24 protein-coding genes and 1 tRNA gene are annotated in these 25,663 nt (G+C 70.6%); 15 read left to right on the top strand and 10 right to left on the bottom strand.

Annotated elements, in window-relative coordinates:
• Positions 1 to 465 precede the first annotated feature (465 nt).
• The 3 genes from ABZX61_RS29750 to ABZX61_RS29760 form a co-directional block, all read right to left on the bottom strand.
• Positions 466 to 1,854 carry a xylan 1,4-beta-xylosidase gene (locus ABZX61_RS29750; protein WP_350728157.1) on the bottom strand — a complete coding sequence of 463 codons (1,389 nt, stop codon included), beginning with the start codon at positions 1,852 to 1,854 and terminating at the stop codon, positions 466 to 468.
• A 160-nt stretch (positions 1,855 to 2,014) separates the two neighbouring features.
• Positions 2,015 to 2,764 (bottom strand): SDR family NAD(P)-dependent oxidoreductase, encoded by a 750-nt coding sequence (locus tag ABZX61_RS29755; protein ID WP_350728158.1) that lies wholly within the window; start codon positions 2,762 to 2,764, stop codon positions 2,015 to 2,017.
• Positions 2,765 to 2,808: 44 nt separating this feature from the next.
• Positions 2,809 to 3,837: a phosphotransferase family protein gene (locus ABZX61_RS29760; RefSeq protein ID WP_350728159.1), complete on the bottom strand. Its 1,029-nt coding sequence runs from the start codon at positions 3,835 to 3,837 to the stop codon at positions 2,809 to 2,811.
• A 158-nt stretch (positions 3,838 to 3,995) separates the two neighbouring features.
• On the opposite strand from ABZX61_RS29760, the gene ABZX61_RS29765 reads away from it, so the two are divergent.
• A complete protein-coding gene (locus ABZX61_RS29765) occupies positions 3,996 to 5,078 on the top strand; it encodes a GNAT family N-acetyltransferase (protein WP_355199493.1) in 1,083 nt (360 codons plus the stop codon).
• Positions 5,075 to 6,208, top strand: coding sequence for a DegT/DnrJ/EryC1/StrS family aminotransferase (locus ABZX61_RS29770; protein WP_355199494.1), 1,134 nt, complete (start codon positions 5,075 to 5,077; stop codon positions 6,206 to 6,208). The genes ABZX61_RS29765 and ABZX61_RS29770 overlap by 4 nt, the downstream gene beginning before the upstream one ends.
• On the opposite strand, the gene ABZX61_RS29775 is transcribed toward ABZX61_RS29770, so the two are convergent.
• Entirely contained in the window at positions 6,189 to 6,896 is a 708-nt protein-coding gene (locus ABZX61_RS29775; protein ID WP_355199495.1) for a hypothetical protein, read from the bottom strand. The two genes, ABZX61_RS29770 and ABZX61_RS29775, sit on opposite strands and share 20 nt — an antisense overlap.
• Before the next feature lie 88 nt (positions 6,897 to 6,984).
• The gene (locus ABZX61_RS29780; protein ID WP_355199496.1) at positions 6,985 to 8,367 is read right to left on the bottom strand and encodes a PLP-dependent aminotransferase family protein; all 1,383 of its coding nucleotides are present in this window, start codon (positions 8,365 to 8,367) and stop codon (positions 6,985 to 6,987) included.
• 71 nt (positions 8,368 to 8,438) lie between these two features.
• Between ABZX61_RS29780 and ABZX61_RS29785 the strand changes: the two genes are divergently transcribed.
• The 9 genes from ABZX61_RS29785 (at position 8,439) to ABZX61_RS29825 (ending at position 18,268) form a co-directional block, all read left to right on the top strand.
• Positions 8,439 to 9,077: a pyridoxamine 5'-phosphate oxidase family protein gene (locus ABZX61_RS29785; RefSeq protein WP_355199497.1), complete on the top strand. Its 639-nt coding sequence runs from the start codon at positions 8,439 to 8,441 to the stop codon at positions 9,075 to 9,077.
• Positions 9,078 to 9,125: 48 nt separating this feature from the next.
• A complete protein-coding gene (locus ABZX61_RS29790; protein ID WP_355199498.1) occupies positions 9,126 to 11,453 on the top strand; it encodes a serine/threonine-protein kinase in 2,328 nt (775 codons plus the stop codon).
• Between the two features lie 106 nt (positions 11,454 to 11,559).
• The gene (locus ABZX61_RS29795) at positions 11,560 to 13,215 is read left to right on the top strand and encodes a serine/threonine-protein kinase (RefSeq protein WP_355199499.1); all 1,656 of its coding nucleotides are present in this window, start codon (positions 11,560 to 11,562) and stop codon (positions 13,213 to 13,215) included.
• A gap of 21 nt (positions 13,216 to 13,236) precedes the next feature.
• Entirely contained in the window at positions 13,237 to 14,571 is a 1,335-nt protein-coding gene (locus ABZX61_RS29800; RefSeq protein ID WP_355199500.1) for a hypothetical protein, read from the top strand.
• A 49-nt stretch (positions 14,572 to 14,620) separates the two neighbouring features.
• Positions 14,621 to 15,751, top strand: a complete 1,131-nt coding sequence (locus tag ABZX61_RS29805) for a DUF2510 domain-containing protein (protein WP_355199501.1) — start codon at positions 14,621 to 14,623, stop codon at positions 15,749 to 15,751.
• Positions 15,752 to 15,819: 68 nt separating this feature from the next.
• Positions 15,820 to 16,413 (top strand): oligoribonuclease, encoded by a 594-nt coding sequence (orn, locus tag ABZX61_RS29810; RefSeq protein WP_350728169.1) that lies wholly within the window; start codon positions 15,820 to 15,822, stop codon positions 16,411 to 16,413.
• Positions 16,414 to 16,480: 67 nt separating this feature from the next.
• Positions 16,481 to 16,556, top strand: a tRNA-His gene (locus tag ABZX61_RS29815).
• A 188-nt stretch (positions 16,557 to 16,744) separates the two neighbouring features.
• A complete protein-coding gene (locus ABZX61_RS29820) occupies positions 16,745 to 16,939 on the top strand; it encodes a LuxR C-terminal-related transcriptional regulator (protein WP_235030925.1) in 195 nt (64 codons plus the stop codon).
• A gap of 108 nt (positions 16,940 to 17,047) precedes the next feature.
• The gene (locus ABZX61_RS29825; protein ID WP_350728170.1) at positions 17,048 to 18,268 is read left to right on the top strand and encodes an NAD(P)/FAD-dependent oxidoreductase; all 1,221 of its coding nucleotides are present in this window, start codon (positions 17,048 to 17,050) and stop codon (positions 18,266 to 18,268) included.
• Here ABZX61_RS29825 and lat read toward each other — a convergent pair.
• The 5 genes from lat to ABZX61_RS29850 form a co-directional block, all read right to left on the bottom strand.
• Positions 18,258 to 19,532, bottom strand: coding sequence for an L-lysine 6-transaminase (gene lat / locus ABZX61_RS29830; RefSeq protein ID WP_355199502.1), 1,275 nt, complete (start codon positions 19,530 to 19,532; stop codon positions 18,258 to 18,260). The genes ABZX61_RS29825 and lat overlap by 11 nt on opposite strands.
• Positions 19,533 to 19,598: 66 nt before the next feature.
• Complete coding sequence (locus tag ABZX61_RS29835) at positions 19,599 to 20,141, bottom strand: HdeD family acid-resistance protein (protein WP_355199503.1); 543 nt, start codon at positions 20,139 to 20,141, stop codon at positions 19,599 to 19,601.
• A 46-nt stretch (positions 20,142 to 20,187) separates the two neighbouring features.
• Positions 20,188 to 20,553 carry a PPOX class F420-dependent oxidoreductase gene (locus tag ABZX61_RS29840; protein WP_355199504.1) on the bottom strand — a complete coding sequence of 122 codons (366 nt, stop codon included), beginning with the start codon at positions 20,551 to 20,553 and terminating at the stop codon, positions 20,188 to 20,190.
• Positions 20,553 to 21,200: a hemolysin III family protein gene (locus tag ABZX61_RS29845; protein WP_355199505.1), complete on the bottom strand. Its 648-nt coding sequence runs from the start codon at positions 21,198 to 21,200 to the stop codon at positions 20,553 to 20,555. The genes ABZX61_RS29840 and ABZX61_RS29845 overlap by 1 nt, the downstream gene beginning before the upstream one ends.
• A 120-nt stretch (positions 21,201 to 21,320) precedes the next feature.
• Positions 21,321 to 22,835 (bottom strand): penicillin-binding transpeptidase domain-containing protein, encoded by a 1,515-nt coding sequence (locus tag ABZX61_RS29850; protein WP_355199506.1) that lies wholly within the window; start codon positions 22,833 to 22,835, stop codon positions 21,321 to 21,323.
• A gap of 71 nt (positions 22,836 to 22,906) precedes the next feature.
• On the opposite strand from ABZX61_RS29850, the gene ABZX61_RS29855 reads away from it, so the two are divergent.
• The 4 genes from ABZX61_RS29855 (at position 22,907) to ABZX61_RS29870 (ending at position 25,640) form a co-directional block, all read left to right on the top strand.
• Entirely contained in the window at positions 22,907 to 23,728 is an 822-nt protein-coding gene (locus tag ABZX61_RS29855; protein WP_350728176.1) for a fused MFS/spermidine synthase, read from the top strand.
• A gap of 97 nt (positions 23,729 to 23,825) precedes the next feature.
• On the top strand, positions 23,826 to 24,764 hold the full coding sequence (locus tag ABZX61_RS29860; protein WP_355199507.1) for an SPFH domain-containing protein: 939 nt from the start codon (positions 23,826 to 23,828) through the stop codon (positions 24,762 to 24,764).
• Positions 24,764 to 25,030, top strand: coding sequence for a hypothetical protein (locus tag ABZX61_RS29865; RefSeq protein WP_350728298.1), 267 nt, complete (start codon positions 24,764 to 24,766; stop codon positions 25,028 to 25,030). Before ABZX61_RS29860 ends, ABZX61_RS29865 begins: the two co-directional genes overlap by 1 nt.
• Positions 24,999 to 25,640 (top strand): GPP34 family phosphoprotein, encoded by a 642-nt coding sequence (locus tag ABZX61_RS29870; RefSeq protein WP_355199508.1) that lies wholly within the window; start codon positions 24,999 to 25,001, stop codon positions 25,638 to 25,640. Before ABZX61_RS29865 ends, ABZX61_RS29870 begins: the two co-directional genes overlap by 32 nt.
• Positions 25,641 to 25,663: the final 23 nt, after the last annotated feature.

Here is a 25,663-nt window from a genome sequence, read left to right on the forward strand (position 1 = left end):
AGAGGGCGCTTCAAAGAATCGCCCGTCGAGCCCCGAAGAGAAACCCCACCCCGGCGAACCTCAGGCGCCGAATCGGGAAGACGACGGCCGCGCGCGTCAGCCAGGGCGGCGAGGGCCATCGACGGAGCAGCCCGACGGTACCCGGATATCGCGGAATCTGCGGGAAAGCCTGCGGTTCCTCGCCGAGCACGACCCTCGCTAGAGCGCGAACTCGTCGGCAACCACCCCGGGATCAGCGATCCGGATGTCGCCGTCCAGGTCTCCCATGTGCTGCACACAACCGCGATCGAGCTAATTGGCAAGGGGGCTTCATTCATGTCTGCGGCCTGGAGGCGAGGCACGCCCGGGGCTAATCAAGGCTCACTGGGTAACCGCGCAACCGGCGGGACCTCAAGCGAGCGAAGCGAGCGGGGGTTGAGGGGGGATCGAAAAGGGGGCGGAGCGCCCCCTGCGGAAGGCCGTGCTTTAGGTGCCGCCGCGGCCCGACCATTTGATTTCGTGGGGTTTCAGGGTTACCTGGCGGCCGTCGACCGTGGCCGTGACCTCGCGGTCCGAGGTGTTCACCATGACCACCTGGCGTTCCTGGCCGATTGCCTTGATCTTGGGGTCCGAGGTTGTCACGGGCTCGACGCGTACGCCTGACGGGAACCATTTGGTGAAGCCGCTGAGCAGGCCCGCCATCGGCATCTCCCCGCCCACCTTGGGGCTCCAGAGGCAGCCGGCGCAGTCGCCTTCGCTCTTCTGCTGCGGGTTCCAGTAAAGGGCCGTCGTCACGCCGCTCTTCGCGAATTCCATCAGCGCCGTCGCCTGCACCGCCGTGCGCTTCGCCTCCGACCAGCCGGAGTTCTCCGGCTCGACGTACCATTCGGCCCACCACACGGGCAGGTCCTTGCTCTGCTGCCGCAGCCACGTCGTGATGGCGGCGAACTTGGCCTGGGCGGCGAAATCGTCGGGTACGTTGCCCCGGTCGTTCGTCATGGACGCGCCGTCCACCACGACAAAGTCGGCGCCCTTCTTGTGCTCCAGCCAGTACGTGATCGCGTCCAGTGCCCGCTGGTCCACCGTGCCCCACGGGCCGCTCAGCTCTGAGGGGCCGCCCTTGGAGTTGGTCTCGATGGGGATGTACGGGCCGCCGACCTGGATGTCCTTGTTCACCTTCTTCAAGGCCGCGTAGACCTTGTTGTACAGCTCGGTGTACCCCTCGGCGTCCCAGCGGTTCGTGGACGGGTCCCAGAAGCCCTTGAACTCGTTCCACACCATGTAGTGCTTGACCGTCGGGTACTGCTTGGCGACCGTGGCGGCCAGTTTGGCGTAGTCGTCGAAATGCTCGCGCTTGGGCGCGACCGTGTGGTTCTTGCTCCAGTCCGTACGCCCGGCCTGCCCGCCCTTCATCCAGTCCGGCGCGCAGCACAGCGTGATCACCGGCACCGCCCGCGACGACGCCATGAACTTCAGCCGCCGGTCCAGGTCACGGAAGTTGAACTGCCCGGGACTGGGCTCCGGGTTGCCGACGCCCCAGCCCATGATGTGCTGGTTCTGCAGCATGGGGACCCGGCCGAGCACGCCCCTGGCTTCCTCCACAACCTGCGGCGGCTCGTTGTCCGCGCTGTACTGGGTGTGGGTGACGCCCCAGCGCGGCCAGTTGTCGAGCGCGGGCGGCTGCTCCAACTGCGGCGCGGGCTCGCTGGGGAGCGTCGTGGCGACGTCCTCGCCCTTGAACACGCTGCGTGACTGGCTGCGCATCGACGCGTAGACCATGATGCCCGCCACCAGGACGACGGCGAGGACGCCCGCTCCCAGCGCGAGCGGCCACGGCGATCGTCTTCGTGCGTGCCGGCCGTCAGTCGGAATCACCGAATGCTCCTCATGCTGCGGCAAAGGTACAAGGACTCACGAACCTACAAGGGCTCTGGATTCTGCGAGGGCTGCGAACGTTCCAAGAGACTGCAAACGTACAAGAGCCTGACCCTTAATAGGCTAATCGCCCCACTTGCAAGGCACTTGCCGTTTCCGTTCAGGAGACAGGGGGGCGCTGGCCTCCCACGGGGCCCGGAACCCCTGCGTAGCGGTACGGGACCGGCGGCCGGCCGGGCTGCACGACCAGGAGCGTGCCGGGGGTGTCGGCGTAGAAGGCGGACTCGACGGCGGCGGCCACGTCCTCGGCCGTGAGCAGGGGGAACCCGGCGTTGACGAACATCTCCCGCGACTCCGCCACCAGCGGCGTGTCCGTGAATCCAGGGCAGACGGCGCTGATGCGGATGTTCTGGGCGGCCAGCGGCTCGGCGAGCGCCCTGACCAGGCCGACGACGGCGTGCTTGGTCATCGTGTAGATCGGGTCGCCGGCGAAGCCCACGAGCCCGGCCAGCGACGAGGTGGCCACGATGGCGCCTCCGCCCGATCGCTTGAGCAGCGGGAGGCCGGCCTGGACGCCGAAGACGACGCCGTCCACGTTCACCCCGACCACCTGGCGGTAACGCGTCAGGTCGAAGTCCGCCAGGTCCACCCGGCCCGGGATCCCCGCGTTCAGGTGGACCAGGTCGAGCCGTCCGTAGCGCTGCTCGGCCAGCGCCACCGCCTCCAGCGAGGCCTCCTCGCGGCTGACGTCGGCGGCCAGCCACGCGCCGTCCACCTCCTTGGCCAGCCTCTCGGCGCCCTCGCCGTCGAGGTCGACGAGGACGCACTTGACTCCGCCCGCCGACAGCCGCCGCGCCACCGCCGCCCCGATGCCGCTGGCCGCTCCGGTGATGAGTGCAACTGTGCTCATGGCGTGCTCCTTGCGTCGGGGGTGTCCTTCGCGAAGGCCGACCGTCAGGGCTGGTCGAGCATGCGATGCGCACGGGAGATCAGCGTGGGCACCGCGGACCCGATGCGGTCGAATCCCTCCCCAACGGTCTTACCTTGCCGGAACCGGGCGTGGATACCCTCCACGATGACAGCGAGCTTGAAGTTGCCGAAAGCTACATAAAACCCAAGATCCGAAATATCCCGGCCGGAGACCTTGGCATAGTGCGCGGCGAACTCCGCCGCGTTCATGAAACCCGGCGCCACCGTCACGTCCCCCGCCACGGGGATCCGCGCCCGTTCCTCGTCCCCCTGATCGTGCCAGTACGTCAGCGTCAGCCCCAGGTCGGCCAGCGGATCGCCCAGCGTGGACATCTCCCAGTCCACCACGGCCATGATCTCGATCGGCTCCCCGAACCGGATCAACGTGTTGTCCAGCCGGTAGTCACCGTGCACCAGCGTGCTGTCGGAGGCGGCGGGCAACCGCTCCCGCAGCCGCTCCACGAGCCGGTCATACTCGGGCAGGTCTGCCGTCTTCGACCGCTCCCACTGCTGCCCCCACCGTTCGAGCTGCCTGGCCAGATAGCCCTCGGGCCGCCCGAAGTCCCCGAGCCCCACCTCGCGGTAGTCCACCGCGTGAATGGCCGCCAGCACTTCGGCCAGCCGCTCCGACAGCCGCCGCGTCTGCGCCGGCGACGGCGAGCCGAGCTCCTCCCGGGTCCGTACGGCGGCGCCCTCCACGTACCCCATGAGATAGAACGGCGCCCCGACGACGGACTCGTCGGCGCAGAACGCGATCGGCGAGGGCACCGGCACGGGCGTGCCCGACAGGGCCGAGATGACCCGCCATTCGCGCCGCATGTCGTGGGCGGTGGGCAGCACGTGGCCGAGCGGTGGGCGGCGCAGCACCAGGCGGCGGTCGCGGGCCTCGATCAGGTAGGTGAGATTGGACCTGCCGCCCGAGATCAGCGAGACGGACAGCGGCTCGCCCGCATCGGGCACGTTCCGGCCCATCCACGTGATCAGTGCAGGCCAGTCGATGCCAGGTACGGTCATGAACACACATTAGAACGACACTCGGTCCTGAACACCACCTGAGAGTTCGGTAACGTTCGGGACCTGCGGTTACGACTGCTCTGGTAATAACCTTTACCCTGGCTGTACAGGTCCCCCCTCAAGCTTGAAACACAGTGGCATGCCGACGGTAGGAGCCCATGCGCGTCACCCTTGCCCTGCCCCGTGAGCTGGGACAATCCGAAGTGAGCCGCTGGAGAGAGCTGCAGGAGGCGGACCCCGCGCTCGACAGCCCCTTCTTGTCCCCGGAATTCACCATCGCGGTAGGCGAACTCCGAAATGTCGTACGGGTCGCGGTCCTCTACGACGGCCCGGACATCGTCGGTTTCTTCCCCTTTGAACGACATCCCCTGGGCATCGGCAAACCGGTCGCCGCGGGGCTGACGGACGCGCAGGGGATGGTACGTGCCAAAGAGCTCCCCATCGATCCGCGCCGCCTCCTCAAGGAGTGCGGGCTGGCGGTGTACGAGTTCGACCATCTGGTCTCCGGCCAGCCGCTGCTGAACGAGCGGCACGAAAGGCATCCGTCGCCGATCATCGACCTGCGCGGAGGCTACGAGCACTACACCGACATCCTCCGGGAGCACTCCGGCAAGACGTACAAGACCACCCTGGCCAAATCCCGCAAGCTGCAGCGCGAGGCCGGGACGATGCGTCACGACTACGCGACCACCGACCTGACGCCCCTGCACACGCTGCTCGGCTGGAAGACCGACCAATATCGCCGCACCGGGCGCACCGACAGGTTCGCGCACCGGTGGATCGTGGAGCTGGTCGAGCGGCTGCTGGCCACCCAGTCGGACAGCTTCGCCGGGGTGCTCGACATGGTCTCCGTGGACGGGCGGCCGGTGGCCGGGCATTTCGGTCTCCGCACGCGTACGACGCTCGCCGGGTGGTTCCCCGCCTACGACACCCACTTCGCCAAGTACTCCCCCGGCCTCATCCACCACCTGGCGATGGCCGAGCAGGCCGCGGCCAACGGCATCCAGGTGATCGACATGGGCCGGGGCGAGAAGGAGTACAAGGACAAGCTCAAGACGGGCCAGCTCGAAGTGGCCGAGGGGCGGGTGGCCAGGCTCGGGGCGGCCGCCGGGGTCCACTGGATGATGCGGGTGCCGGTGCGCAAGACGCGCGCCACGGTGATGGCCAACCCGTTCCTGCTCAAGACCGCCGACAGGGCGCTGAAGACCTACGGACGGCTCCGTACCGTCCTGCAGGGGTGAGGCTCGTCGAGGAGCGCACCGGCCGTCGCTGCCTGGCGCTCCCCTCCAACCGCCTCGGCCTCTACCTGGCCTTACGCCACTGGTGCGAGCCGGGCCAGCGGCTGCTCATGTCGCCGATCTCGGCCGACGAGATCCTGTTCCTGGTGCTCGCGGCCGGCCTGCGCCCGGTGATCGCGCCGCTGTCCCCGCGCGACGGCAACATCGACGTCTCCCGCGTCGACCTCGCCACGGTGGACGCCGTCCTGACGACCAACCTGTACGGCCTGCCCGACGACGCCCCCTCCTTGTCCGGAGAAATGTCCGGAAAAATCCTGATCGAGGATGTGGCGCACGCCATGGAGACGAGCATCGGCGGCCGGCCGCTGGGGACCTTCGGCCAGGCCGGGGTGTTCAGCCTCTCCAAGCACCCGGGGGCGGGCTCGGGCGGCGTCCTGGTCGTCGAGCACGAGTCCGACCTGCGCGCACTCCAGCGTGCCCGTGACGCCCTGCTGGCCCCCGGCTCCCTGCGGGCCGACCTGACCGGCGTGGCCACCTCGATGGCCCGCCAGGTGGCGCTCAGGCTCGACCTCGTACGCCCCGCGCTCAGGCTCATGCGGGCACTCGGCATGCAGGAGGACCGCGAGGGCTACCGCATCGCCCTGGAGCCCGAGGCCCTGAAGCAGGCGCTCGAGCGGATCCCCGAGCTGCCGCCCTTCGACCCCTGGGTACGCGCCGACCTGCACGACTACCGCGCCCGCCGCGGCCGCGTGGCCCGCTGGTACCAGTCCAGGCGCCTGGCCAAGGTCTCCGCCGACCGCGGACGGCGGCTCGCGGGCGTCGCGGCCCTGGCCGAGCTGCCCACGGTCGCGCCCGCCGTGCGCGACGACGTGCGCCGGCCACTGTTCCGCGTGCCGCTCCTGGTGCGCGACAGGGACGCGGCCATCGCCGAGCTGGAGCGGCGCGGGGTGGCCACGGGCTACCTGTACGACCCGCCGTACGACGACTACGCCCCCGCCTTCACCGAGCCCTCCCCCGACCCCGGCCCCGCGCGCTGGTGGGCGCGGCACGTGCTGCCCGTGGACCCGGTGTACGCCGCCCGCGCCCTGCCCGTCCTGCGCGACCTCGAGGCTCCTACGCAAGGTCCGCCCTGATCAGCCGCAGGAACGCCTTCAGCCCCGTGATCACCTCCTGGTTGTCGTTCAGCCCGTCCACGGTCTCGTCGAACCGGCGGGCCATGAGCGTCATCCGGCGGCCCAGATCGTGGTCGGCCAGCTCCAGACCCTGGCGGGCGGCATTCAGGTCGTCGATGTCCCTTTTGAGGCCCTTCATGACCGTCTCCAGCTCGGACACCCGGTCGCGCAGGGAGATCACGTCCGCGCGCGGGTAGCGCACCTCCTGCCCGAGCGTCCTGACCCGGTCACGCAGGTGCTTCGTGTACGCCGCGATCGGCCGGAAAGCGGTGGCGAGCAGGTAGAACCCGGAGAAGTAGTAGCCGAGCTGGGCTCCCGCGAAGAACGTGACGACCGCGATCACGGCGGCGGAGACGACGTGGCCGGAGATCGCGAGCACGAGCATGCGCCGGGCGATGCGCCGCGCCTCGTCCTCGCGGTGCTGGGCCACCTCGATGCCGGCCTCCCTGGACACCTGGATCTCGTGGAGGACCTGGCGGGCGGCCAGGCACAGGTTCCACGGGACGGTCAGGACGACGACCAGCCAGAGCAGGCTGATCGCGCCGGCGCCCAGGGAGAGGAGCGTGGACGGCGCCACGCCCGCGTAGAGGATCAGCCAGACGGTCAGCAGGGTGACGATCAAGGACGCGAGGAGTAGCCACCATTTCATGGGGTTCAGCATGCTTCGGGGGTGGGGTGGGGGGCGAGAGCTCGGCTACTCAAATCCACCCTGAGCACCCGACGTACTCCGGCGGGGGTCAGTGGGGGTGGGTGGAACGGATGAGGTCGGCGAGGATGCGGCAGCCGCGGCGGACGTCGGCGAGCGAGGCGGAGCCGTAGCCGATCACCACGCCGTGCAACCGCGCCCGCCCGTGGTGGTGGCGGCCGATGGAGTCGAGCAGGACCCCGCGCTCCCTGGCCCGCTCGACCACGTACGGCTCGACCGACGACGGCAGCTCGGCCACCACGTGCAGCCCGGCCGTGTCGCCGCGCAGGCGGCAGACGGGCCCCAGGAGCTCGACGACCGCGGCGCGGCGGCGGGCGTACTCCAGGCGCATCCTGCGCAGGTGCCGGTCGAGGTCGCCGCACTCCAGCAGGTTGATCACGGCCTGCTGGACGGGCCCGCTGGTACGGTCGCCGACGCTGCGCCGCAGGCGGGCGATGGCGGCGACCAGCTCGGGATCGCCGACGAGCCAGCCGACACCCACGTCGGGCGCGAGCGTCTTGGAGAGCGTGCCGAGGAGCACGACCCGCGAGGGGTCCAGGCCGTAGAGGGCGGGCAGCGGGGCGACGTCGTAGCGGAACTCCGCGTCGTAGTCGTCCTCGACGATCGTCGCGCCCGTGCTCCTGGCCCAGGCCAGCAACCGCTCCCTGCGCGGGATCGGGAGCCGCCCGCCCAGGGGGTACTGGTGCGCGGGCGTGGTGTAGAGCACGCGGAGGTCGCCGGGCAGCCCGTCCACGATCACGCCGTCCTCGTCCACCGGGCACGGCACCACCTGGGCGCCCCTGGCCGCGAAGACCGTGCACGCCACGTGGTAGCCCGGGTCCTCGACGCCGGCCCGCGTGCCGTTGCCGAGCAGGGCCAGCGCGCACAGGTCGAGCCCGTTGCCGGTGCCCCGGGTGACCAGGATGTTCTCGGGGCCGACGGCCATGCCTCTGGCCCGTCTCAGGTGGTCGGCGAGCAGCTCCCTGAGGCGCGGCAGGCCGTACGGGGTGGGGTCGGCGCCCGGCGGCAGGTCGGCGGCCTTGCGCCAGGCCCGCTTCCACGCCGCCGGGTCGTAGTCGCGCACCCAGGGCTGGCCCGGTGTGAGGTCGATCCAGTCGGCGGGGGCGGGCGGCGGCGCGGGCACGTACGGCGTCTGCTCGCGCGGCGGCGGGGCCACCTCCATGTCGGCCACGAACGTCCCGGAGCCGTGCCGCCCGTCCAGCCACCCCTCCGCGTACAGCTGCTGGTACGCCTCCGTGATCACGGTCCTGCTCACCGCGAGCTGGGTCGCCAGGGAACGCGTGGACGGCAGCCGCTCGCCGGGCGCCAGCGTGCCGTCCAGCATGGCGCGCCGCAGCCAGTCGGCGAGCTGCGCGGTCAGCGGCGCGTCCGAGTCACGGGAAAGGGAAACGGGCAGGTCAACATGGGTACGCACGGAAGTGGTCTCTGCGAAGGGCTCGATAGTGGCCCTACAGGATAGGTCCACTTCCTGGTTACGGTCGAATCATGCTCTCCACCACTTCCCGTACCGCGCTCGGCCGCTCGAAGGAGCGGGGCAGCACCGACAGGAACGATCTCCACGAGGTGCTCGACACCGGCCTGGTCTGCCACCTGGGCGTGGTCGTGAACGGCCACCCCATGGTCGTCCCCACGGGCTACGGCCGCATCGGCGAGACCCTCTACCTGCACGGCTCCACGGGGGCCACGACGCTGCGCGCCGCCGACGGAGGCGAGGTGTGCGTCACGGTCACGCACGTGGACGGGATCGTGCTGGCCCGCTCCGTCTTCCACCACTCGGTCAACTACCGTTCGGCGGTCATCTACGGCCGCGCCCGGCTCGTGACGGATCCGGAGGAGCGGATGGCGGGGCTGCGGGCCCTGTCGGAGCAGCTCGCGCCGGGACAGTGGGACTACGTCAGGCAGCCCAACCGCAAGGAGCTCGCCGCCACCGCCGTGCTGGCCCTGTCGTTGGAGGAGGCGTCGGTCAAGATCAGGCGCGGGGCGCCCAAGGACGAGGAAGAGGACTACGACCTGCCGGTCTGGGCCGGGGTGCTGCCCCTGGTCACCACGTGGGGCGAACCCGAGCCAGATCCGATGCTCCCAGAAGGTATCGACGCGCCTGTTCACATCCTCCATCGGGAGTAGTTCCATTGAGCAGGCAACACCTGCTCCTGATGGCGATGGGAGACGGCGATGGAGTGGAGCGCTCCCGGATATACGGAAGTCAAGCAACTCGGCGCGGGCGCCAGCGGGCGCGTGGCGATGGCCGTCCACGACGAGACCGGCGTCAAGGTCGCCATCAAGTACCTCTCCGAGGGACTGCTGCGCGATCCCGCCGCGCTGGGCAGGTTCCAGGCCGAGGCGCGGCTGCTGACCACCCTGCGCGACCCGAACATCGCCACGATGTGGGAGTACGTCCAGGACACCGGTGGCGCGGCCATCGTGATGGAGCTGGTCAACGGCGTCTCGTTGCGGGCCCTGCTGCGCGAGAACGGCGCGACCGAGCCCGAGGCGGCGCTGGTGGTGCTGAAGGGGTCGCTGCTCGGGCTGGCCAGGGCGCACGACCTCGGGCTGGTGCACAGGGACTACAAGCCCGAGAACGTGATCGTCAGGGACGACGGGGTCAGCAAGCTCGTCGACTTCGGCATCGCGGTGCGGCAGGGCACGCTCACGCACCCCGAGGGCACGCCGCCGTACATGGCGCCCGAGCTGTGGGAGGGGCTGCCCGCCTCGCCCGCGACCGACGTGTACGCGGCCACCGCCGTCTTCTTCGAGTGCCTGACAGGGCACCGGCCCTACCGCTCCACCGAGCCGAGCGTGCTCGGCTACCAGCACGTGCACGCCCCTGTGCCGTTCCACGACGCGCCGCAGCCGGTGCGCGAGCTGGTCAGGCGCGGGCTGGCCAAGGATCCGGCGCGGCGGCCGGCGAGCGCGCACGCGTTCGTGGCGGAGCTGGAGGCCATGGCCAGGGCCGCGTACGGCGAGGACTGGGAGGAGCGCGGAAAGCGCCGCCTGGCCGCGCTCGTGGCCCTGCTGGCCCTGCTCCTGCCCACGGCGCAGACGCCCGTCCCCGAGGTGACGACCTCGCTGGCCCGGACGGTCTTCCGCGGCCTGCGCTCGAACGCGACACGCATGGCCATGGCCGGAGCCGTGGCCGTGGCGACCGCCGTGGCGGTGGTGGTCGTGCTGGCCAACCGCCAGTCGCCGCCCACGGAGGAACTCGGCGCCGCGGCGGCCGTCCCGCCCTCGCAGTTCACGACGGAGCCGGCGGCCGATCCCCCGACCACGCCGGAGCCGACGCCCGAGACCACACCCGAAACCACACCTGAGGTCACCCCGAAGGCGACGCCCGCGAGCACCCCCAAGGCGGTCGTCCCGATAAAGACGCCCGTACACACCCCCGTGAAGACCCCGGTCAACACACCGACCGCCACGAAACCGGTCAAGACGCCCAAACCCACCAAGAAGGCCACCCCGACCCCCACCCCCACCCCCAAGCGGACGCCGACCCCCACCCCGACTCCGACGCCCACCCCCACTCCCACCCCGGAGCCCGCGACCGAGGTGCTCGGGGTGAACGTGGGCGGCCTCACGGTCGACGAGGACGGCGACGCCACCGCCACGGTCACCGTGCGCACCGACGGCACCGCCGCCGTCATCGCCACCGCGACCTGGTCGGCCCCCGGCGCGGGCGGCCGCACCCAGCGCCTGCGCCTGGCCGGCGCCAGGTCCTACACCCGCACGCTCTCCTGGTCCATCGGCGAGCGCCCGTGCGGCAGCACGGTGACGCTGACCGTCGCCACCTCCCCTGCGGCCCCAGGAGGCGCCAGGACGGCCTCGCTGGCCGTGCCGCCCTGCCCGACGAGGGTGACCGGCCTGCGCGTCTCTCTGGACCTGCCGGACGCGCCGGGCCGCACCGCGGAAGCGGCGGTGCGGGTGACCGCGAGCGGCACCGGGGAGATCCCCGTCGAGGCCCAGTTCGCGGTCAACGGCGATCCGGTCGGCACCCGTTCCGCGACCCTGTCCGGCCGGACCTCCTACGCGCGCTCGTTCGCCCACACCTTCAGGTCCCGCCCGTGCGGCGCGACCCTGTCGGTGCGGGTGCGCGCCGGTGACCGGACCGCCACCGCGCGGGCCTCGGTGCCCTGCCCGCCGCGGGTGGAACGGGTCTCGATCGTCAGGGCCGGTCAAGGCGAGGGCGGGCTCGTCGCGACGATCTCGGTGACCACGTCGAGCACCGAGCCGGTACGCCTCGTCGTGTCGTTCTCGGCCGGCGAGGGCGGGGGCACGGAGTCGGTCACCCTGTCCGGCGACACGTCGTACACCAGGACTTTGAGCCACTCCGTCAAGCTCCCCTGCGGCACGAAGTGGTCCGTGACGGCCTCCACCGACCCGGCGGCCGGCAACGGGAGCGACAGCGCGAGCGGGGCCACTCAGGAGTGCCCAAGGGAGGAGGATCCTCCCAAAGAGGAGGAGCCAAGCAAGACACCTAGCCCCGGCACAGACGACAACATTGGGTGACATTGTTGACTAATAGGGATATCGGTAGCGGGAAAGCGGTTCCCTCTGGTTAAGCTACGGCCGTTTGATGAGGGTGGGGGCCCGGCAGACTCCAGAGGAGACCGTTATGCACGGTGAAGGCCAGTGGGGGGTCCCCGGCTACACCGAGATCCGCGAGCTGGGCTCGGGTGCGTCCGGGCGTGTGGTCCTGGCCAGGCGCGACCTCGACGGCGTCGAGGTCGCGATCAAGTACCTCAGCGACGAACTGAAGAACGACGTGGGGTTCGTCGCGCGCTTCCGGCACGAGGCCCGGCTGCTCGGCACGCTCCAGAGCCAGTACCACGCCCGGCTGATCGACTACGTCGAGTCCGGCCGGGGCGCGGCGATCGTCATGGAGCTGATCAGCGGGGTGTCGCTGCGCGAGATCCTCAGGTCCGAGGGCCCGACCGGCCCTGAGGCGGCGCTGACCGTCCTCAAGGGCTCGCTCCAGGGTCTGGCCTCGGCTCACGCGCTCGGCGTCGTCCACCGCGACTTCAAGCCCGAGAACGTCATGGTCCAGGGCGACGGCACCAGCAAGCTCGTGGACTTCGGCATCGCGGTCAAGGCGGGCGAGGGCGCGAGCGCCGCGGGCACGCCGCCGTACATGGCGCCCGAGCAGTGGGCGGGCGGCCCTTCCGGGCCCCCGACCGACGTGTACGCGGCGACCGTCGTGTTCTTCGAGTGCCTGACCGGCACCAGGCCCTTCCGCGCCCCCAACGTCGCCGCCCTGGCCCGCCAGCACCAGAGCTCGCCCCCTCCGGTGGACGAGGTGCCCGCGCCGCTGCAGAGCCTCGTCGAACGCGGCCTGGCCAAGGAGCCGGCGCAGCGGCCGCCGTCCGCGGAGGCGTTCCTGAGCGAGCTGGAGGCGGTCGCGGCCGAGGGGTACGGGCCCGACTGGGAGGAGCGCGGCCGCCGCCGCCTGGCCGCGCTCGCCGGCCTGCTGGTCCTGCTCTTCCCGACCGCCCTCGACGAGCCCGCCCAGACGCAGACCTCGCTGGCCGAGACCCGGTTCCGCGACCCGTCGCGCGTCCTCGGCAAGCTGCCCGCGAAGATCGCCATCGGCGCGACCGCCGTCGGCGTGCTGGTGGCCGTGGTCGTGGTCATCGCCAACGCCTCGTCGGACACTCCGGTGCTGCGGGCGCAGACCAATACGGTCTCCCCGACCACGGCCGTGCCCGCGACGCCGGAGCCCGAGGAGACCGACGAGGAGCCGACGCCCACTCCCTCGGCCGAGGCGACCACCCCGGAGGCGACGCCGACGCAGAGCGCCGCGCCACCGCCCGTACAGCCGACCGCCACCACGCGCCCCACGCGGCGTCCGACGCGCAAGCCCACGCCCAAGGCCGTCGCCACCCCCGTCAAGACACCTCCCAAGATCAAGAAGCCGACCCCGACCCCGTCTCCGGAGCAGTCCCGGATCACCGGCACGCCCCACGACCCCGAGGGCGACATCCCGCCGACCACGGCCGCGCCCACCCCGACGCCTCCTCCCGCCACCACGGCCCCGCCGACCCGGCCGACCCGGCCCGCCCCGACGCCCAGCTCGCCTCCCGGCGACGGCGGCGAGGGGGGCGAGGGCGGAAGCGGAGGCGAAGGGGAGCCGTCGCCGGAACAGCCTCGGATCGATCGCGGGAGTGACGCGCAGGCCGCGCTGATCGCCTTCGGCCTGATGACGTCCGGCGCGGTTCCGGTCACACTTGCGGTGAGACGCCGTATGGCGGGACGCCACAGAAGGAAGCGCTGAGACGCGCCGGGGGGACGGCGGATGAACAACCCTGGACACGGGATCGCCGGTTTCCGGCTCACTGAACACACCTGGATGACCGAGCTCGGCAACTGGATCGACGCGATCTCACCCGATGGCCGCAGGGCGGGGGCGCTGCTGTTCGACCCGAAGATCATCGCCCTGCCCGGCGTGCGCGACCGGGTGGTGCACGCGGTCATGACCGACCAGCGGCTGGTGCTGGGCGGGCTGACCGGGCTGATCCCGGTGGCCGACGTGGTGGCGGCGGGTGACCAGGTGTGGCTGCTCACCGCGCAGGCGGTCAGCCCCACTCTGTCCGATCTGCTCGCCGCCGGGCCGATCGGCCCGGCGGGTGCGGCGTCCGTACTCGTGGAGACCGCCCAGACGCTGATCGCGCTGCACGCGGCCGGGGTCACGCACGGGTCCGTGCACCCGGGCACCGTGGTGATCACGGCGGAGGGCGCCCCGCTGCTGTCCGAGCGCGGGCTGTCCGACGCCATCCGCGGCCGGGTCGCGCCTCGCGAGCGGGACGCGGCCGGGTGGGCGTCGCTGGCGCGCGGGCTGGCCGCCTCGTTCGGGCAGGGCCGGCAGGAGGCCGAGCTGTTCGAACGCGCCGCGGCCACGGCCGGGACCCTGGGCCTGGCCGCCGCCCGCGACCTGCTTGCCGGCCGGGCCACCGGCCGGGAGGAGCTGGCGCAGGCCGCCCGCGGGAGGTCGGCGTTCGCCCAGGCACGGGCGTACGCGCCGCCGCCCGTCCTGCCGCCCAGGGACGAGGGCGACATCGTCACGCTGCTGCACGTCCCGGGCCGGTCGTCGGGGCCGGTGCAGTTCGGGCCGGGGATCGGCACGCAGGAGCAGCGGCCGGAGACGACGGCCGAGCGGATCTGGCGGGCCGGGCGCGACCAGGCCGCCACCGAGCACCGTCCCGGCGTCAGGCTCGCCAAGGCCTCGCGGGCGCGGCGGCGGCGCACGATCACCTCCGCGGCCCTCTTCGCGGTCATCATGGCGGGGGCGGTCCTGGCCTGGTTCTACGCGGGGAACACGCCGGAGCTGGCGGTCGAGTCGATCGACGTGGTGGCGCCGAAGAAGACCCAGGGCTGCGACAAGGCCGTCCTGATCACCGGGACGGTCGTCACCAACGGAGCGCCTGGCGAGATCACCTACGAGTGGCGCAAGAACCTGGACAAGGAGGTCGTCAAGGGGACGCTGCGCACGAAGGCGGACCAGACGACGTACGAGGTGCCGCTCCGGTGGACGCTCCAGGGCAGGAGCAACGTCAAGGCCACCGCCACGCTGCGGATCCTGACGCCCGGCCCGGTCCGCAGCGACAAGGCCAGCTTCACGTACAAGTGCTGATGCCCTCGCAACAATGCATATCAATGAGGTTCTTACTAATCTGGCGAACATGACCACGCAGACCCCCGCGGGCTGGTACCCGGACCCGTACGGAGAGCCCCAGCTCCGCTGGTGGGACGGCACCCAGTGGACCGACGCCCTCCATGCGCAGCAGCAGCCCGGGCCGGGCGGACCCCCGCAGCAGCCCTCCGGGCCGCAGCCGCAGCCCCCGTCGCAGCCCCAGCCCCAGTCACAGCCGCAGCCGCAGCCGCAACCCCAGCCGCAGCCCCAGTCGAGCCCCGACTGGTCGGCGACGCCCGCGAACCCCACGCTCCAGTTCGGCCAGCCGACGTACGGTCAGGGGACCTACGGCCAGCCCGCGGCGCCCACCCAGTGGGGCGGCCCGCCCCTGCCCGGCGTGAACTACGGCCCGCCGCCCAAGCAGTCCAACCCGCTGCCCTGGGTGTTCGGGGGGCTGGCGGCCCTGGTGGTGGTCGCGCTGATCGTGGTGGCCGGCATCTTCTTCGTCAACCGGAGCACCAGCCCGACGGCGTCGCTGCCGACACCGGCCGACACGTTCGAGCAGGAGGACCCGCCGAGCCAGGAGCCCCCGTCCAACGAGCCGCCCTCCCAGGGAGTCACCGAGCTGCCCCAGCCGGTCGGCGGCCGCATCACCGACCCGCAGGCCGGCCTGTCCTTCCAGGTGCCCGACAGCTGGACGGTGCCCAAGGCCGCCGAGATCAACGGCTCCAACCCGACCCCGACCCAGCAGTTGTGGTCGAGCGGGCTGCAGGCCGTCTCGCAGGCGAAGTACGACGGCGAGGGCGACTGGATCGGCAACATCTACACGGGCCTGCTCAACGAGCTCTATCCCTATTCCGGCGCCTCCGGCATGGGCGACACGGCCAAGGCGGTCTTCGTCGACTTCTCCACCAAGTTCTACCAGGTCGCTCACGAGACCAAGGTGGTGGAGGACAAGGCGATGAAGATCGGCGACAAGGACGCCTGGGTGCTGCAGTTCCAGCTCGACTTCTCCAAGGTCTCGGAGGAGAAGGGCTACAAATGGAAGAAGGAGAACGGCGCGATCGTCCTCATGGACCGTGGCGACGGGCAGCGTCCGGCCATCATGTACGCCTCCATTCCCGACAATCTGGGCACCGACGTGCTGGCCAAGGTTCTCGGCTCGCTCAAGCCCGCCTAATGAGTGGCACTAGGCTGGTGGGGTAACAAGCGGGCGGATTGCTCCGAGCCGCTGGGCGAGGAGATCGAATGAGTGACTTGCTGGTCTGGATCGACTGCGAGATGACCGGGCTCGACCTGGGTCGCGACGCGCTGATCGAGGTGGCGTGCGTCATCACCGACAGCGAGCTCAATCAGCTCGACGAGGGCGTCGACGTGGTCATCAAGCCGCCGCCGGAGTCGCTGGAGCAGATGTCGCAGGTCGTACGCGAGATGCACACCGCCTCGGGGCTCCTGCCCGAGCTGGCGGGCGGTGTGACGCTGGCGGAGGCCGAGTCGGTCGTGCTCGACTACATCCGGCGGCACGTCCCCGAGCCGAAGAAGGCGCCGCTGTGCGGCAACTCGATCGGCACCGACCGCACGTTCATCGCGCGCGACATGCCCGGGGTCGATGGTTATCTGCACTACCGGATGGTCGACGTCTCGTCGATCAAGGAGCTGGTGCGCCGCTGGTTCCCCCGCGTCTACTTCGCGGCACCCGAGAAGCAGGGCGGACACCGGGCTCTGGCGGACATCACGGAGAGCATCAGGGAGCTTCGCTACTACCGCGCGGCAATCTTCGTCGCCCAGCCGGGGCCCGATTCGGCGACCGCGAGATCCCTGGCTGAGCGTGTCAGCGGCTAAAGGAGTGGCGTAAAGACTCCCGAACCCCGCTACACTTTTCCTGTGCCACCACACAGCGGTGGCCATGGTGGGTGTAGCTCAGTTGGCAGAGCGCCAGGTTGTGGTCCTGGATGTCGAGGGTTCAAGTCCCTTCACTCACCCCAACGAGGCACGGCCGGTCCTTCGGGGCCGGCCGTTGTCGTTTTCTCCCAACAACGGCCCCAAATCATGACATTGCGAGTTATGCTCGCTGTCTACCGCTAACGCCGGAAGCACGGGGGCCATCGGCGATCTGACCGTCTGCGCGCCACCCGGAGGCCGGATGAGAGTCGACGACGCAGCGTTCGATAGCGTGTTCACGTCCCTGAGCAAGCGTGAAGCCGAGGTCATGGATCTGATCGCCACCGGTCAGTCCAACGGGCAGATCGCTCAACGGCTGTTCCTCAGCGAGAAGACGGTCAAGAACCACGTCAATCGCATCTACGCCAAGCTAGGGGTGGACTCCCGGGTCACCGCCATCGGCCTGTGGCGGTCCCGCCAGGAGTAGCCCGCTTCGCTCGACCCGTCACGAGCGACCCGCCTCCCCGATCCGGCGGGCCGCCTACAGGCCTGAGCCGCCGGTTCCGTGAGCGCATTCAGGGGCAGACCCCATGGCATGGTTCAGAGACCGCGGGTCGTGGTGGTGGGCGGCGGATTCGCCGGGCTGGCCGCCACCAAGGAGTTGGCCAAGGCCGGAGCGCTGGTGACGCTCATCGACCGCAACCCGTACGCGACTTTCCAACCCCTCCTCTACCAGGTGGCCACCGCCAGCATGGGCAGCGCGGACGTGTCGTACCCGATCCGCACGTTCGCCGCCAGGTGGCCCAACGTGCGGGCGCGGCGGGCCGCGCTGAGCAAGATCCTGCCGGGCGAGCGGCGGGTGGAACTCGACGACGGCAGCGGGATCGAGTACGACTACCTCGTGCTGGGCACCGGCGTCACCACCAACTGGCTCGGCATCGAGGGCGCGCAGGAGAACGCGCTGCCCATCTACTCGCTCGGCGACGCGGCGGTGCTGCGCCGCCGGTTCCAGGACTACCTGGAGGACACCGCGGCGGGCCGGCGCGAGAGCGTGCACGTCGTGGTGGTCGGCGCGGGCGCGACCGGGGTCGAGATGGCGGGCACGCTGGCCGAGCTGCGGCGGCGCACGCTGCCGCTGACGCATCCCGAGATCAAGCCGGAGCAGACCAGCGTGACGCTGGTGGAGCGGTTCGACTACGTGCTGGCGCCGTACAAGCCGCGGCTGCGCGACAGGGCGGCGGCCGCGCTGCGCAAGCGAGGGGTGAACCTGCGGCTGGGCGCCACGGTGGCGTCCGTCGAGCCGGACGCCGTGGTGCTGTCCGACGGCACGCGACTGCCGTCCGACGTCACCGTGTGGGCGCTCGGCGTCACCGCGCCCAAGCAGGCGGGCGACTGGGGCCTGCCGCAGGGCAAGGGCGGGCGGATCACGGTCACGCAGGCGCTGAACGTACCGGACCATCCCGAGATCTTCGTGGCGGGCGACCTGGCGGGGCCGCCCAATCCGCTCCCCCAGCTCGCCCAGCCGGCGATCCAGATGGGCGAGCACGTGGGGCGGCAGATCGTCGCGGTGCACCGGGGGCGGTCACCGGCGGCGTTCAAGTATCACGATCCGGGCATCATGGCCACCGTCGGCAAGGCGGAGGCCGTGTTGCAGCTGTCCAACGGGCTGATCATGTACGGGCTGCCCGCCTGGCTGGCGTGGATCTTCATCCACGTGGCGTACCTGCTGGGCGGGCGCAACCGCATGACCGTTCTGCTGAACTTCTTCTGGCGCTACTTCGGGCCGCGCCGCGCGGCCACCAGCGTCACGCAGTAAGAGCCGCCGACAGGGCCCGGAGGCCGTGGTCGACGTCGGCCTCCGGGATGTTCAGCGCGGGCCTCAGGCGGATCGAACGGGGCCCGCAGGACAGCACCAGCACCCCGTGCTCCTCCCTGAGGCGGGTCACCAGGGCGTCGCGCTCGGCCTGGTCGGGCAGGTCGAACGCGCACATCAGGCCCCGGCCGCGGACGTTCGAGATCGACTCGGGGCGCTCGGCCTCCAGCTTGGTGAGGCTTTCGAGCAGCACGTTGCCGAGGGCGCCGGCGCGGGCGATCAGGCCGTCGCGTTCGACGATCTCCAGGATGCCCCGGCTGCGCACCATGTCCACCAGGCCGCCGCCCCAGGTCGAGTTGATCCGCCCGCTCTGCCGGAACACGTTGTCCGGCACCAGGTCCACCCGGCGGCCCGCCATGATCCCGCCCACCTGCACCTTCTTCGCGAAGGCCACCACGTCCGGAGCGAGACCCAGCTGCTGGTACGCCCACGGCGTCCCGGTCGTCCCGCCGCCCGTCTGAACCTCGTCGAGGATGAACAGGGCGTCGTACTCATGGCACATATGCTGCATGGCCTGCAGGAACTCGGGCCGCATGTGGTTGTCGCCGCCCTCGCCCTGGATGGGCTCGGCGATGAAGCAGGCGATGTCATGCGGATTCCGCTCGAACGCCTCACGGGCCTGGGCCAGCGCGCGCTCCTCGGCGGCCTCCACGTCTCCGAAGTGGATGGCGGGCACGTCGATCCGCGGCCAGTCGAACTTGGGGAAGCGGTCGGTCTTGCCCGGCTCGGTGTTGGTGAGGCTCAGGGTGTAGCCGCTGCGGCCGTGGAAGGCCTTGGCCAGGTGCAGGACCTTGGTGCCCAGGTCACGCGAGCGTCCGGCGGCCTCGTTGCGGCGGCTCTTCCAGTCGAAGGCGGTCTTGAGCGCGTTCTCGACGGCCAGGGCGCCGCCCTCGACGAAGAACAGGTGCGGCAGGTCGGGGTCGCCCAGCACGCGGACGAAGGTGTCGACGAAGTCCGCCAGATGCTCGGTGTAGATGTCGGGGTTCGCCGGTTTGTTCCGGGCAACCTGGCCGAGCAGGAGGGCGAAGTCGGGGTCGAAGGGCGGGTTCACCCCGAGCGGGGCCGAGGCGAAGAACGTGTAGAAGTCGAGGTAGCGGCGGCCGTTTCGGGCGTCGACGAGCCAGGAGCCGCGGCTGAGCTCGAGATCGAGCACGAGCCGGTATCCGTCGACGAGCAGGTGGCGGGCGAGGCGGGCGTGTACGTCCATAGCGACTCCACGTGCGTCGGTCTGACCGGATGTTCCTCTTGAGGAACACGGACATCTACGCAAAATTTACGGCATACCTACCCTGCGAGTGAAGTTCTTCACGCGGAACGACAGGGCGATCATGGCGATGCCGTGCAGGATCGCGAAGATGCCGACCAGCCAGACGAGGCTGAGCAGTCCCGCAGCCGGCCAGATGAGCAGCAGGATGCCGAAGATCAGCGACAGGATGCCGCCGACGATGAGCATCCATTCGTTGTCGATGGACTTGCGGAGTTTGATGCCGGCGATGATCTCCGAAACGCCCGCGAAGACGGCCCAGAAGGCCACGACGTAGAGCAGAGCCAGTGACGTGATGCCCGGCCAGATAAATGTCGCGATACCGGCCAATATCCCGATAATTCCCGAGATGATTAGCCAAGCTCGCGACTCGGCCCCGTGCCGGAACCCGGCGAACAGCTCAGCCACACCGCCGACCAGCGCGTACGCACCGAAGAAGATCACGAGCACGAGCAGCGTGATCGCCGGCCAGATCAGCGCCAGGATGCCGAAGATCAGCGAGGCGAGGCCGCGTATGAGTAGAAGCCACCACGACCGTGTGATATCTCCCATACTGATCTGATTTCCAGGTAATGCCCGAAATCAGACCAGTGTGGGGTCAAATGTCGGTGACCCGCACTCCAACGGTGCCGGTGCTCCCCCTGCGGAGCCTGCTGCCGAGCAGCGTGATCCGCCCCATGAGGCCGTACTTGCGCCGCAGCAGCCCGCGCACCCGCTCGGTCTCCGCCGCGTCCAGCACCACGGCCCGGCCCTTGACCGGCTCGGTCTTCACCTTGCCCCGGACGTCGCACCCGGCCACGCTGACCTCGGGGTTGTTCCGGATCCGCTTGATCTTGCCGGAGTCGGCGACGGTCCAGAAGACCACCGCGTCACCGTCCTGCACGGCCCACACCGGGGTCGCGACGGGGGTGCCGTCCCTCCGGTACGTGGTCACCGAGATGTACTGCTCTGCCCCAAGGTTCATCACACGTGCGAATAAACCACAATCGACACCGCGATGTACTGGACCAGGTACGCCGCCAGGGTGAAGGCGTGGAACACCTCGTGGAAGCCGAACCAGCGGGGCGACGGGTCCGGGCGGCGCAGGCCGTACACGACGGCCCCGGCCGAGTAGAAGACGCCCCCGACGGCCACCAGCGCGACGGCGGCCACGCCCGCGCCCGCCAGCAACTGCGGCATCACGAAGATCGCGGTCCAGCCCAGCGCCAGGTAGAGGACGGTGTAGAGCCAGCGCGGCGCACCCATCCAGAACACCCGGAACAGCACCCCGGCCAGCGCGCCGCCCCAGATCACGGAGAGCACCGCGATCCTCGCCACCCCGTCCAGCGCGAGCAGGGCGAAAGGCGTGTACGTGCCGGCAATGATCAAATAGATGTTGGCATGGTCGAACCGGCGCAGGAACTCCGCCAGCCGCGGCCCCATCGTGCCCCGGTGATAGGTCGCCGAGATCCCGAACAACAGACCGGACGTGATGGCGTAGACGGCGGAGGCCACCCGCGCCTGCAAGGTCGGGCCGAGCGCCACGAGCACGAACCCCGCGACCAGCGTCACGGGCAGCGCCCCGGTGTGCAACCAGCCTCGCAGCCTGGGCTTGACGGTGATGGTCGTCATGAAACCTACGGTACCGTAGGTTAGGGTCGCCTTCTCACCGACCCCAAGGTGCTCGCGGTCAGGGGCTGGGGGCCTTTGAGGGAAAGGCGGAGGCGTCCGTCGGGGGTGGCCTTTCGCAGCTCAGAGGCCGTTGAAGAAACGCGCGGCGATGGGGACGGCGGCCTGCCGGCCCGAGCCGCCGTGCCGTACGAAGACGCAGAAGGCCAGGTCGTCCCGGTAGCCGATGAACCACGCGTGCGAGAGTTCCTCGTCCGGCACCTCGGCCGTCCCCGTCTTGCCCGCCACGCCCGCCGGCAGCCCCATGTCGCTCGCCGTGCCGTGATCGACCACGGCGGCCATCATGTCCCTGAGCGAGGCCACGATCCCCTCGTCCATCCGCACGTCCTTGTGCGGGATGCCGTCGATCCGGCGCACCTCCGCGTCCGACAGCAGCCGGGGCGAGCGCCAGGTGCCGCTCTGCACGGCGGCGGCGAGCGCGGCCATGCACAGCGGCGTCGCGACCACCTGGCCCTGGCCGATCGCGTCGAGGCCGAACATGTCGGGATCGTCGGTTTCCTGCATGGCCCCGCAGGTGCCGCCGATGCCGGTCGCGATCTGCCGGCTGAACCCCCACTCGTCCGCCGTCTCACGCAGTTGGTCCGCGGTGAGCCTGGTGGTGGCCTGCTCGACGAACGTCGTGTTGCACGAGTACGCGTACGCGTCGGTGAAGCTGATGAGCCCGCGGTCCACCTCGCCGTCGTTCTTGAAGGGCGCGTGGAACGGGATGGTGTACGTGCCGGGGCACCGGACCTCCGCCGCCGGGTCGAGCCCGCTCCCGAGCAGCGCCGCCGCCGTGATCGTCTTGAAGACGGACCCCGGAGGGAAGACGTCCCGGACCGCGCTGTAGTTGTTCTTGAGCCGGTCGGCCAGCGCCAGGATCTCGCCGGTGCTCGGCCGGATGACGACCATCGCGGAGTCGTCGACCCCGTCCAGCGCCCTGGCGGCCGCCGCCTGCACGGGCCGCGACAGCGTGGTGCGCTCGACGTCCGCCTTGGGCAGGCGGGTCAGCAGCTGCTTGGCGGGCTGCCCCGGCGCCTTCGACACCAGCTCCCAGCCGCGGGACGACGACCCGAACTCGGGTTTGAGCTGATTGAGATAGGCGTCCGCGTAGCTGTCGTTCGGGATCCGCTCGCCCTCGCTGGTGACCAGCTCGGTCACCGACGCGTCGACCTCGTCCAGCTCCAGCGTGCCGCCGTCCTTGAGCAGGGGGTGCAGCGTCTCCGGGGCCCACAGCACCTTCCAGGCCCGGTCCCGCACGCCGAGCCGCAACGTGCTGTCGAACGGCCACGCCCCGAGGTCGGCGAGCTGCCGCACCCCGGCGAACGGCACCTCGGCGGCCCCCTCCCCCGTGCTCTTCAACCGCCCCGGGGTCAGCCGGATGGACTCGATGTGGAGCTCCTCCGTCAGCCGGTGATGCCGGACGGCGAAGTCGGCCGGCGGCTGGTACACCAGGCGCGCCATGCGCGACACGTCACCCTTGCGCCAGGCGTCGAAGTAGTCCGCGGCGGTCTGGGAAGCGCTCCCCTTGACCCGGTTCGACGCCGCGACTGCGAACGCACCCGCCCCAACTACCGCGACAAGTGCGATAACGAGCACAATCAGCCTTCGTCGTCGCATACGGTTTCTCCCAGGAGGGGATCAGCGTGGCACGAGGACAACGGGAACCGATGCCCGGCGTGTATCCGGTGACGTTCGGCGAGGTCGAGCTTCTCCGCGACCTGGACAGGCAGGACGGCTGGGTGCTGTCCAAAGATGGTGTACCTCAGTCGTACGTTGATCTTCAAGACCCGACATTTCTGGAATTTGAGTATGTACGACTCATGGCGGATGTGATCGACCTTTTGTCGGAAGGACCGCTGAGCTGCGTACACGTGGGTGGCGGCGCCTGCACCATCCCCCGCTACGTCGCCGCCACCCGGCCCGGCTCCCGCCACATCGTCATCGAGCCGGACGGCCTCCTCGTCAATCTGGTACGCGAGCAGCTGGACCTGCGTTCGGTGCCCCGCCTGAAGGTCATCGTGGCCGGGGGCCGCGAGGGCACCGCCAAGGTGTGGGACGACTCGGCGGACCTGGTGGTGCTGGACGCCTTCACGGGGGCGACGATGCCCGTGGACCTGGCCACGACCGAGTACATGGGGGACATCGCCAGGATCCTCCGCCCGGACGGGACCCTCCTGATCAACCTGGCCGACGGCAAGGGCCTGGCCTTCGCCAGGCGCCTGCTCGCCACGGTGACCGGCACGTTCGGCCACGTGGCCCTGCTGGCGGAGCCGGGCATCATGCGGGGCCGCCGCTTCGGCAACCTGATCGTGGCCGCGTCCCGTACGGGCCTGCCGCTGGACCTCCTGACGCGGCGCGCGGCGGGCGGGCTGACGCAGGCGAGATGCGTGCACGGCGAGGCGCTGACGAACTTCATCGCCGGCGCCGCCCCCATCAAGGACGGCGACCCGGTCCTCGCCCCCGTCCCCCCGCCCGCCGTCTTCGGCTGACCGGCCGATCCTCCCGAGCCGAGGCCTCTTCCCCGTGCGCCCAAAAAGTGATATCACTTTGATAGCAGACAAAGTCAGCTAGAAAAGGGGACGGGCGATGACAGACACATCGTTCGAAGGGACCGTCGTGGACATGCCGGCGCCGCACACCAGCGAGCACCCCGTCCGGGCGGCCAACGGATTCGTGCTGCTGGGGGTCGCGGTGGTGCTGATCCTGGGCGGGGCGGCGTTACTCGCGCTGGGGATCATCATGCTCGCCGGCGGGGCCGGGCAGTCCGGCGCGTGGCTGGTGGTGGCGGCCCCCCTCGTGGTCCTGGTGGGCGCGACGCTGTGCTGCGGGCTCACCGCGGTGGCGCCCGGCGAGGCGCGGGTCGTCCAGCTGCTGGGCCGGTACGTCGGCACCCTGCGGACGCCGGGCTTCCAGTGGGTCAACCCGTTCACCCTGCGGCGGCGGGTGTCCACGAGGATCCGCAACCACGAGACCGAGGTGACGAAGGTCAACGACGCGGACGGCAACCCGATCCAGATCGCGACCGTGGTGGTCTGGCAGGTGCAGGACACGGCGCAGGCGGTGTTCGAGGTGGATGACTTCGTGGAGTTCGTCGCGATCCAGGCGGAGACGGCGGTGCGGCACATCGCGGGCAGCTATCCGTACGACGCGCACGGCGAGCCGCGGCTGTCGCTGCGGGACAACGCCGACGAGATCAACGAGCGGCTGTCCGCGGAGATCGGCGCCAGGGTGGCCTCGGCCGGGGTGAAGGTCATCGAGTCGCGCATCATCCACCTGGCGTACGCGCCGGAGATCGCCCACGCGATGCTCCGCCGCCAGCAGGCCGGGGCGGTGGTGGCGGCCAGGCAGCGGATCGTCGAGGGGGCGGTCGGCATGGTCGAGATGGCCCTGGCCAGGCTCGCCGAGCACGACGTGGTGGAGCTCGACGAGGAGCGCAAGGCGGCCATGGTCAGCAACCTGCTCGTGGTGCTGGTCGGCGACCGTGACACCCAGCCGGTGGTCAACACCGGCACGCTCTACCAGTAATCGCCGTGGAGCGGAAGAAGATCCTGCTGCGGCTCGACCCGGTGGTCCACGACGCGCTGGCGAAGTGGGCCGCCGACGACCTGCGCAGCACGAACTCGCAGATCGAGTTCCTGCTGCGCAAGGCCCTCTCGGAGGCCGGTCGCCTGCCCGACAGCGTGGGGCGCATGCGCCCCCGCGGGCGCCCGCGCAAGGCCCCGGAGACCGAAGAAGCCCTGGAAGGAGGGGAGACGGCGGATGGAACCGCGGACGACGACACAGCAGGGTGAGTCCCCGCCGAGGTCGGTTTTCCTGCTGGCCTTCGACCTCCGCAAGGAACGGCCGACCAACCGCCGCCGGCTGGGCTGCCTCCTGCGCGCGGCGGCGCTCGCCGAGCTCATGACGAGCGGCAGCCTGGCGGACGAGTCGGGCAAGGCGCGGGCGGTCACCGCCCCCGCCGCCCCCGGCCGGCTGCAGGCGGCCGTCTGGGAGCAGATCGCCGGCTCTCCGCCCCGGTCGTGGGGGAGCTGGATCCGCAAGGACCACGCGCAGGCGTACCGGCTGGTCCGCGACGAGCTGGAGGCCGCCCGGCTGGTCCGGGTGGAGCGCCACCGGGTTCTGCTGTTCCCGGTCGAACGGGTCACGCCACGCAGGCCACACCTCTCCCGCAGGCTCGTCGAGCGCGTCGCCCGCGCGGTCCACGGCGGCCGGCCCGTCAGCCGGCTGAGCCCGGAGGTCCGGGTCCTGGCCGCGCTGGCCGCGGCAGCCCAGCTCAAGACGGTCCTGCCCGGCCGGGAGTGGCGCCGCCACCAGCACAGGGTGGAGCAGCTGTCTGCGCCCATCGAGCCGATCACCACGGCGCTGCGGAAGAACCTGCAGGCCGCCGAGAGCGCCGACTGAGTGGCGATTTGTGGAAGTACGTA

It is taken from the genome of Nonomuraea sp. NPDC003709, assembly GCF_040610775.1.
GTDB classification, from domain to species: domain Bacteria; phylum Actinomycetota; class Actinomycetes; order Streptosporangiales; family Streptosporangiaceae; genus Nonomuraea; species Nonomuraea angiospora_A.

Coding starts and splice junctions, on each gene's coding strand:
- ABZX61_RS29755 (WP_350728158.1), bottom strand. CDS start 2,764: ATGAGCACAGTTGCACTCATCACCGGAGCGGCCAGCGGCATCGGGGCG.
- ABZX61_RS29760 (WP_350728159.1), bottom strand. CDS start 3,837: ATGACCGTACCTGGCATCGACTGGCCTGCACTGATCACGTGGATGGGC.
- ABZX61_RS29765 (WP_355199493.1), top strand. CDS start 3,996: ATGCGCGTCACCCTTGCCCTGCCCCGTGAGCTGGGACAATCCGAAGTG.
- ABZX61_RS29775 (WP_355199495.1), bottom strand. CDS start 6,896: ATGAAATGGTGGCTACTCCTCGCGTCCTTGATCGTCACCCTGCTGACC.
- ABZX61_RS29785 (WP_355199497.1), top strand. CDS start 8,439: ATGCTCTCCACCACTTCCCGTACCGCGCTCGGCCGCTCGAAGGAGCGG.
- ABZX61_RS29790 (WP_355199498.1), top strand. CDS start 9,126: ATGGAGTGGAGCGCTCCCGGATATACGGAAGTCAAGCAACTCGGCGCG.
- ABZX61_RS29795 (WP_355199499.1), top strand. CDS start 11,560: ATGCACGGTGAAGGCCAGTGGGGGGTCCCCGGCTACACCGAGATCCGC.
- ABZX61_RS29800 (WP_355199500.1), top strand. CDS start 13,237: ATGAACAACCCTGGACACGGGATCGCCGGTTTCCGGCTCACTGAACAC.
- ABZX61_RS29805 (WP_355199501.1), top strand. CDS start 14,621: ATGACCACGCAGACCCCCGCGGGCTGGTACCCGGACCCGTACGGAGAG.
- orn (WP_350728169.1), top strand. CDS start 15,820: ATGAGTGACTTGCTGGTCTGGATCGACTGCGAGATGACCGGGCTCGAC.
- ABZX61_RS29825 (WP_350728170.1), top strand. CDS start 17,048: ATGGTTCAGAGACCGCGGGTCGTGGTGGTGGGCGGCGGATTCGCCGGG.
- lat (WP_355199502.1), bottom strand. CDS start 19,532: ATGGACGTACACGCCCGCCTCGCCCGCCACCTGCTCGTCGACGGATAC.
- ABZX61_RS29835 (WP_355199503.1), bottom strand. CDS start 20,141: ATGGGAGATATCACACGGTCGTGGTGGCTTCTACTCATACGCGGCCTC.
- ABZX61_RS29840 (WP_355199504.1), bottom strand. CDS start 20,553: ATGAACCTTGGGGCAGAGCAGTACATCTCGGTGACCACGTACCGGAGG.
- ABZX61_RS29845 (WP_355199505.1), bottom strand. CDS start 21,200: ATGACGACCATCACCGTCAAGCCCAGGCTGCGAGGCTGGTTGCACACC.
- ABZX61_RS29855 (WP_350728176.1), top strand. CDS start 22,907: ATGCCCGGCGTGTATCCGGTGACGTTCGGCGAGGTCGAGCTTCTCCGC.
- ABZX61_RS29860 (WP_355199507.1), top strand. CDS start 23,826: ATGACAGACACATCGTTCGAAGGGACCGTCGTGGACATGCCGGCGCCG.
- ABZX61_RS29870 (WP_355199508.1), top strand. CDS start 24,999: ATGGAACCGCGGACGACGACACAGCAGGGTGAGTCCCCGCCGAGGTCG.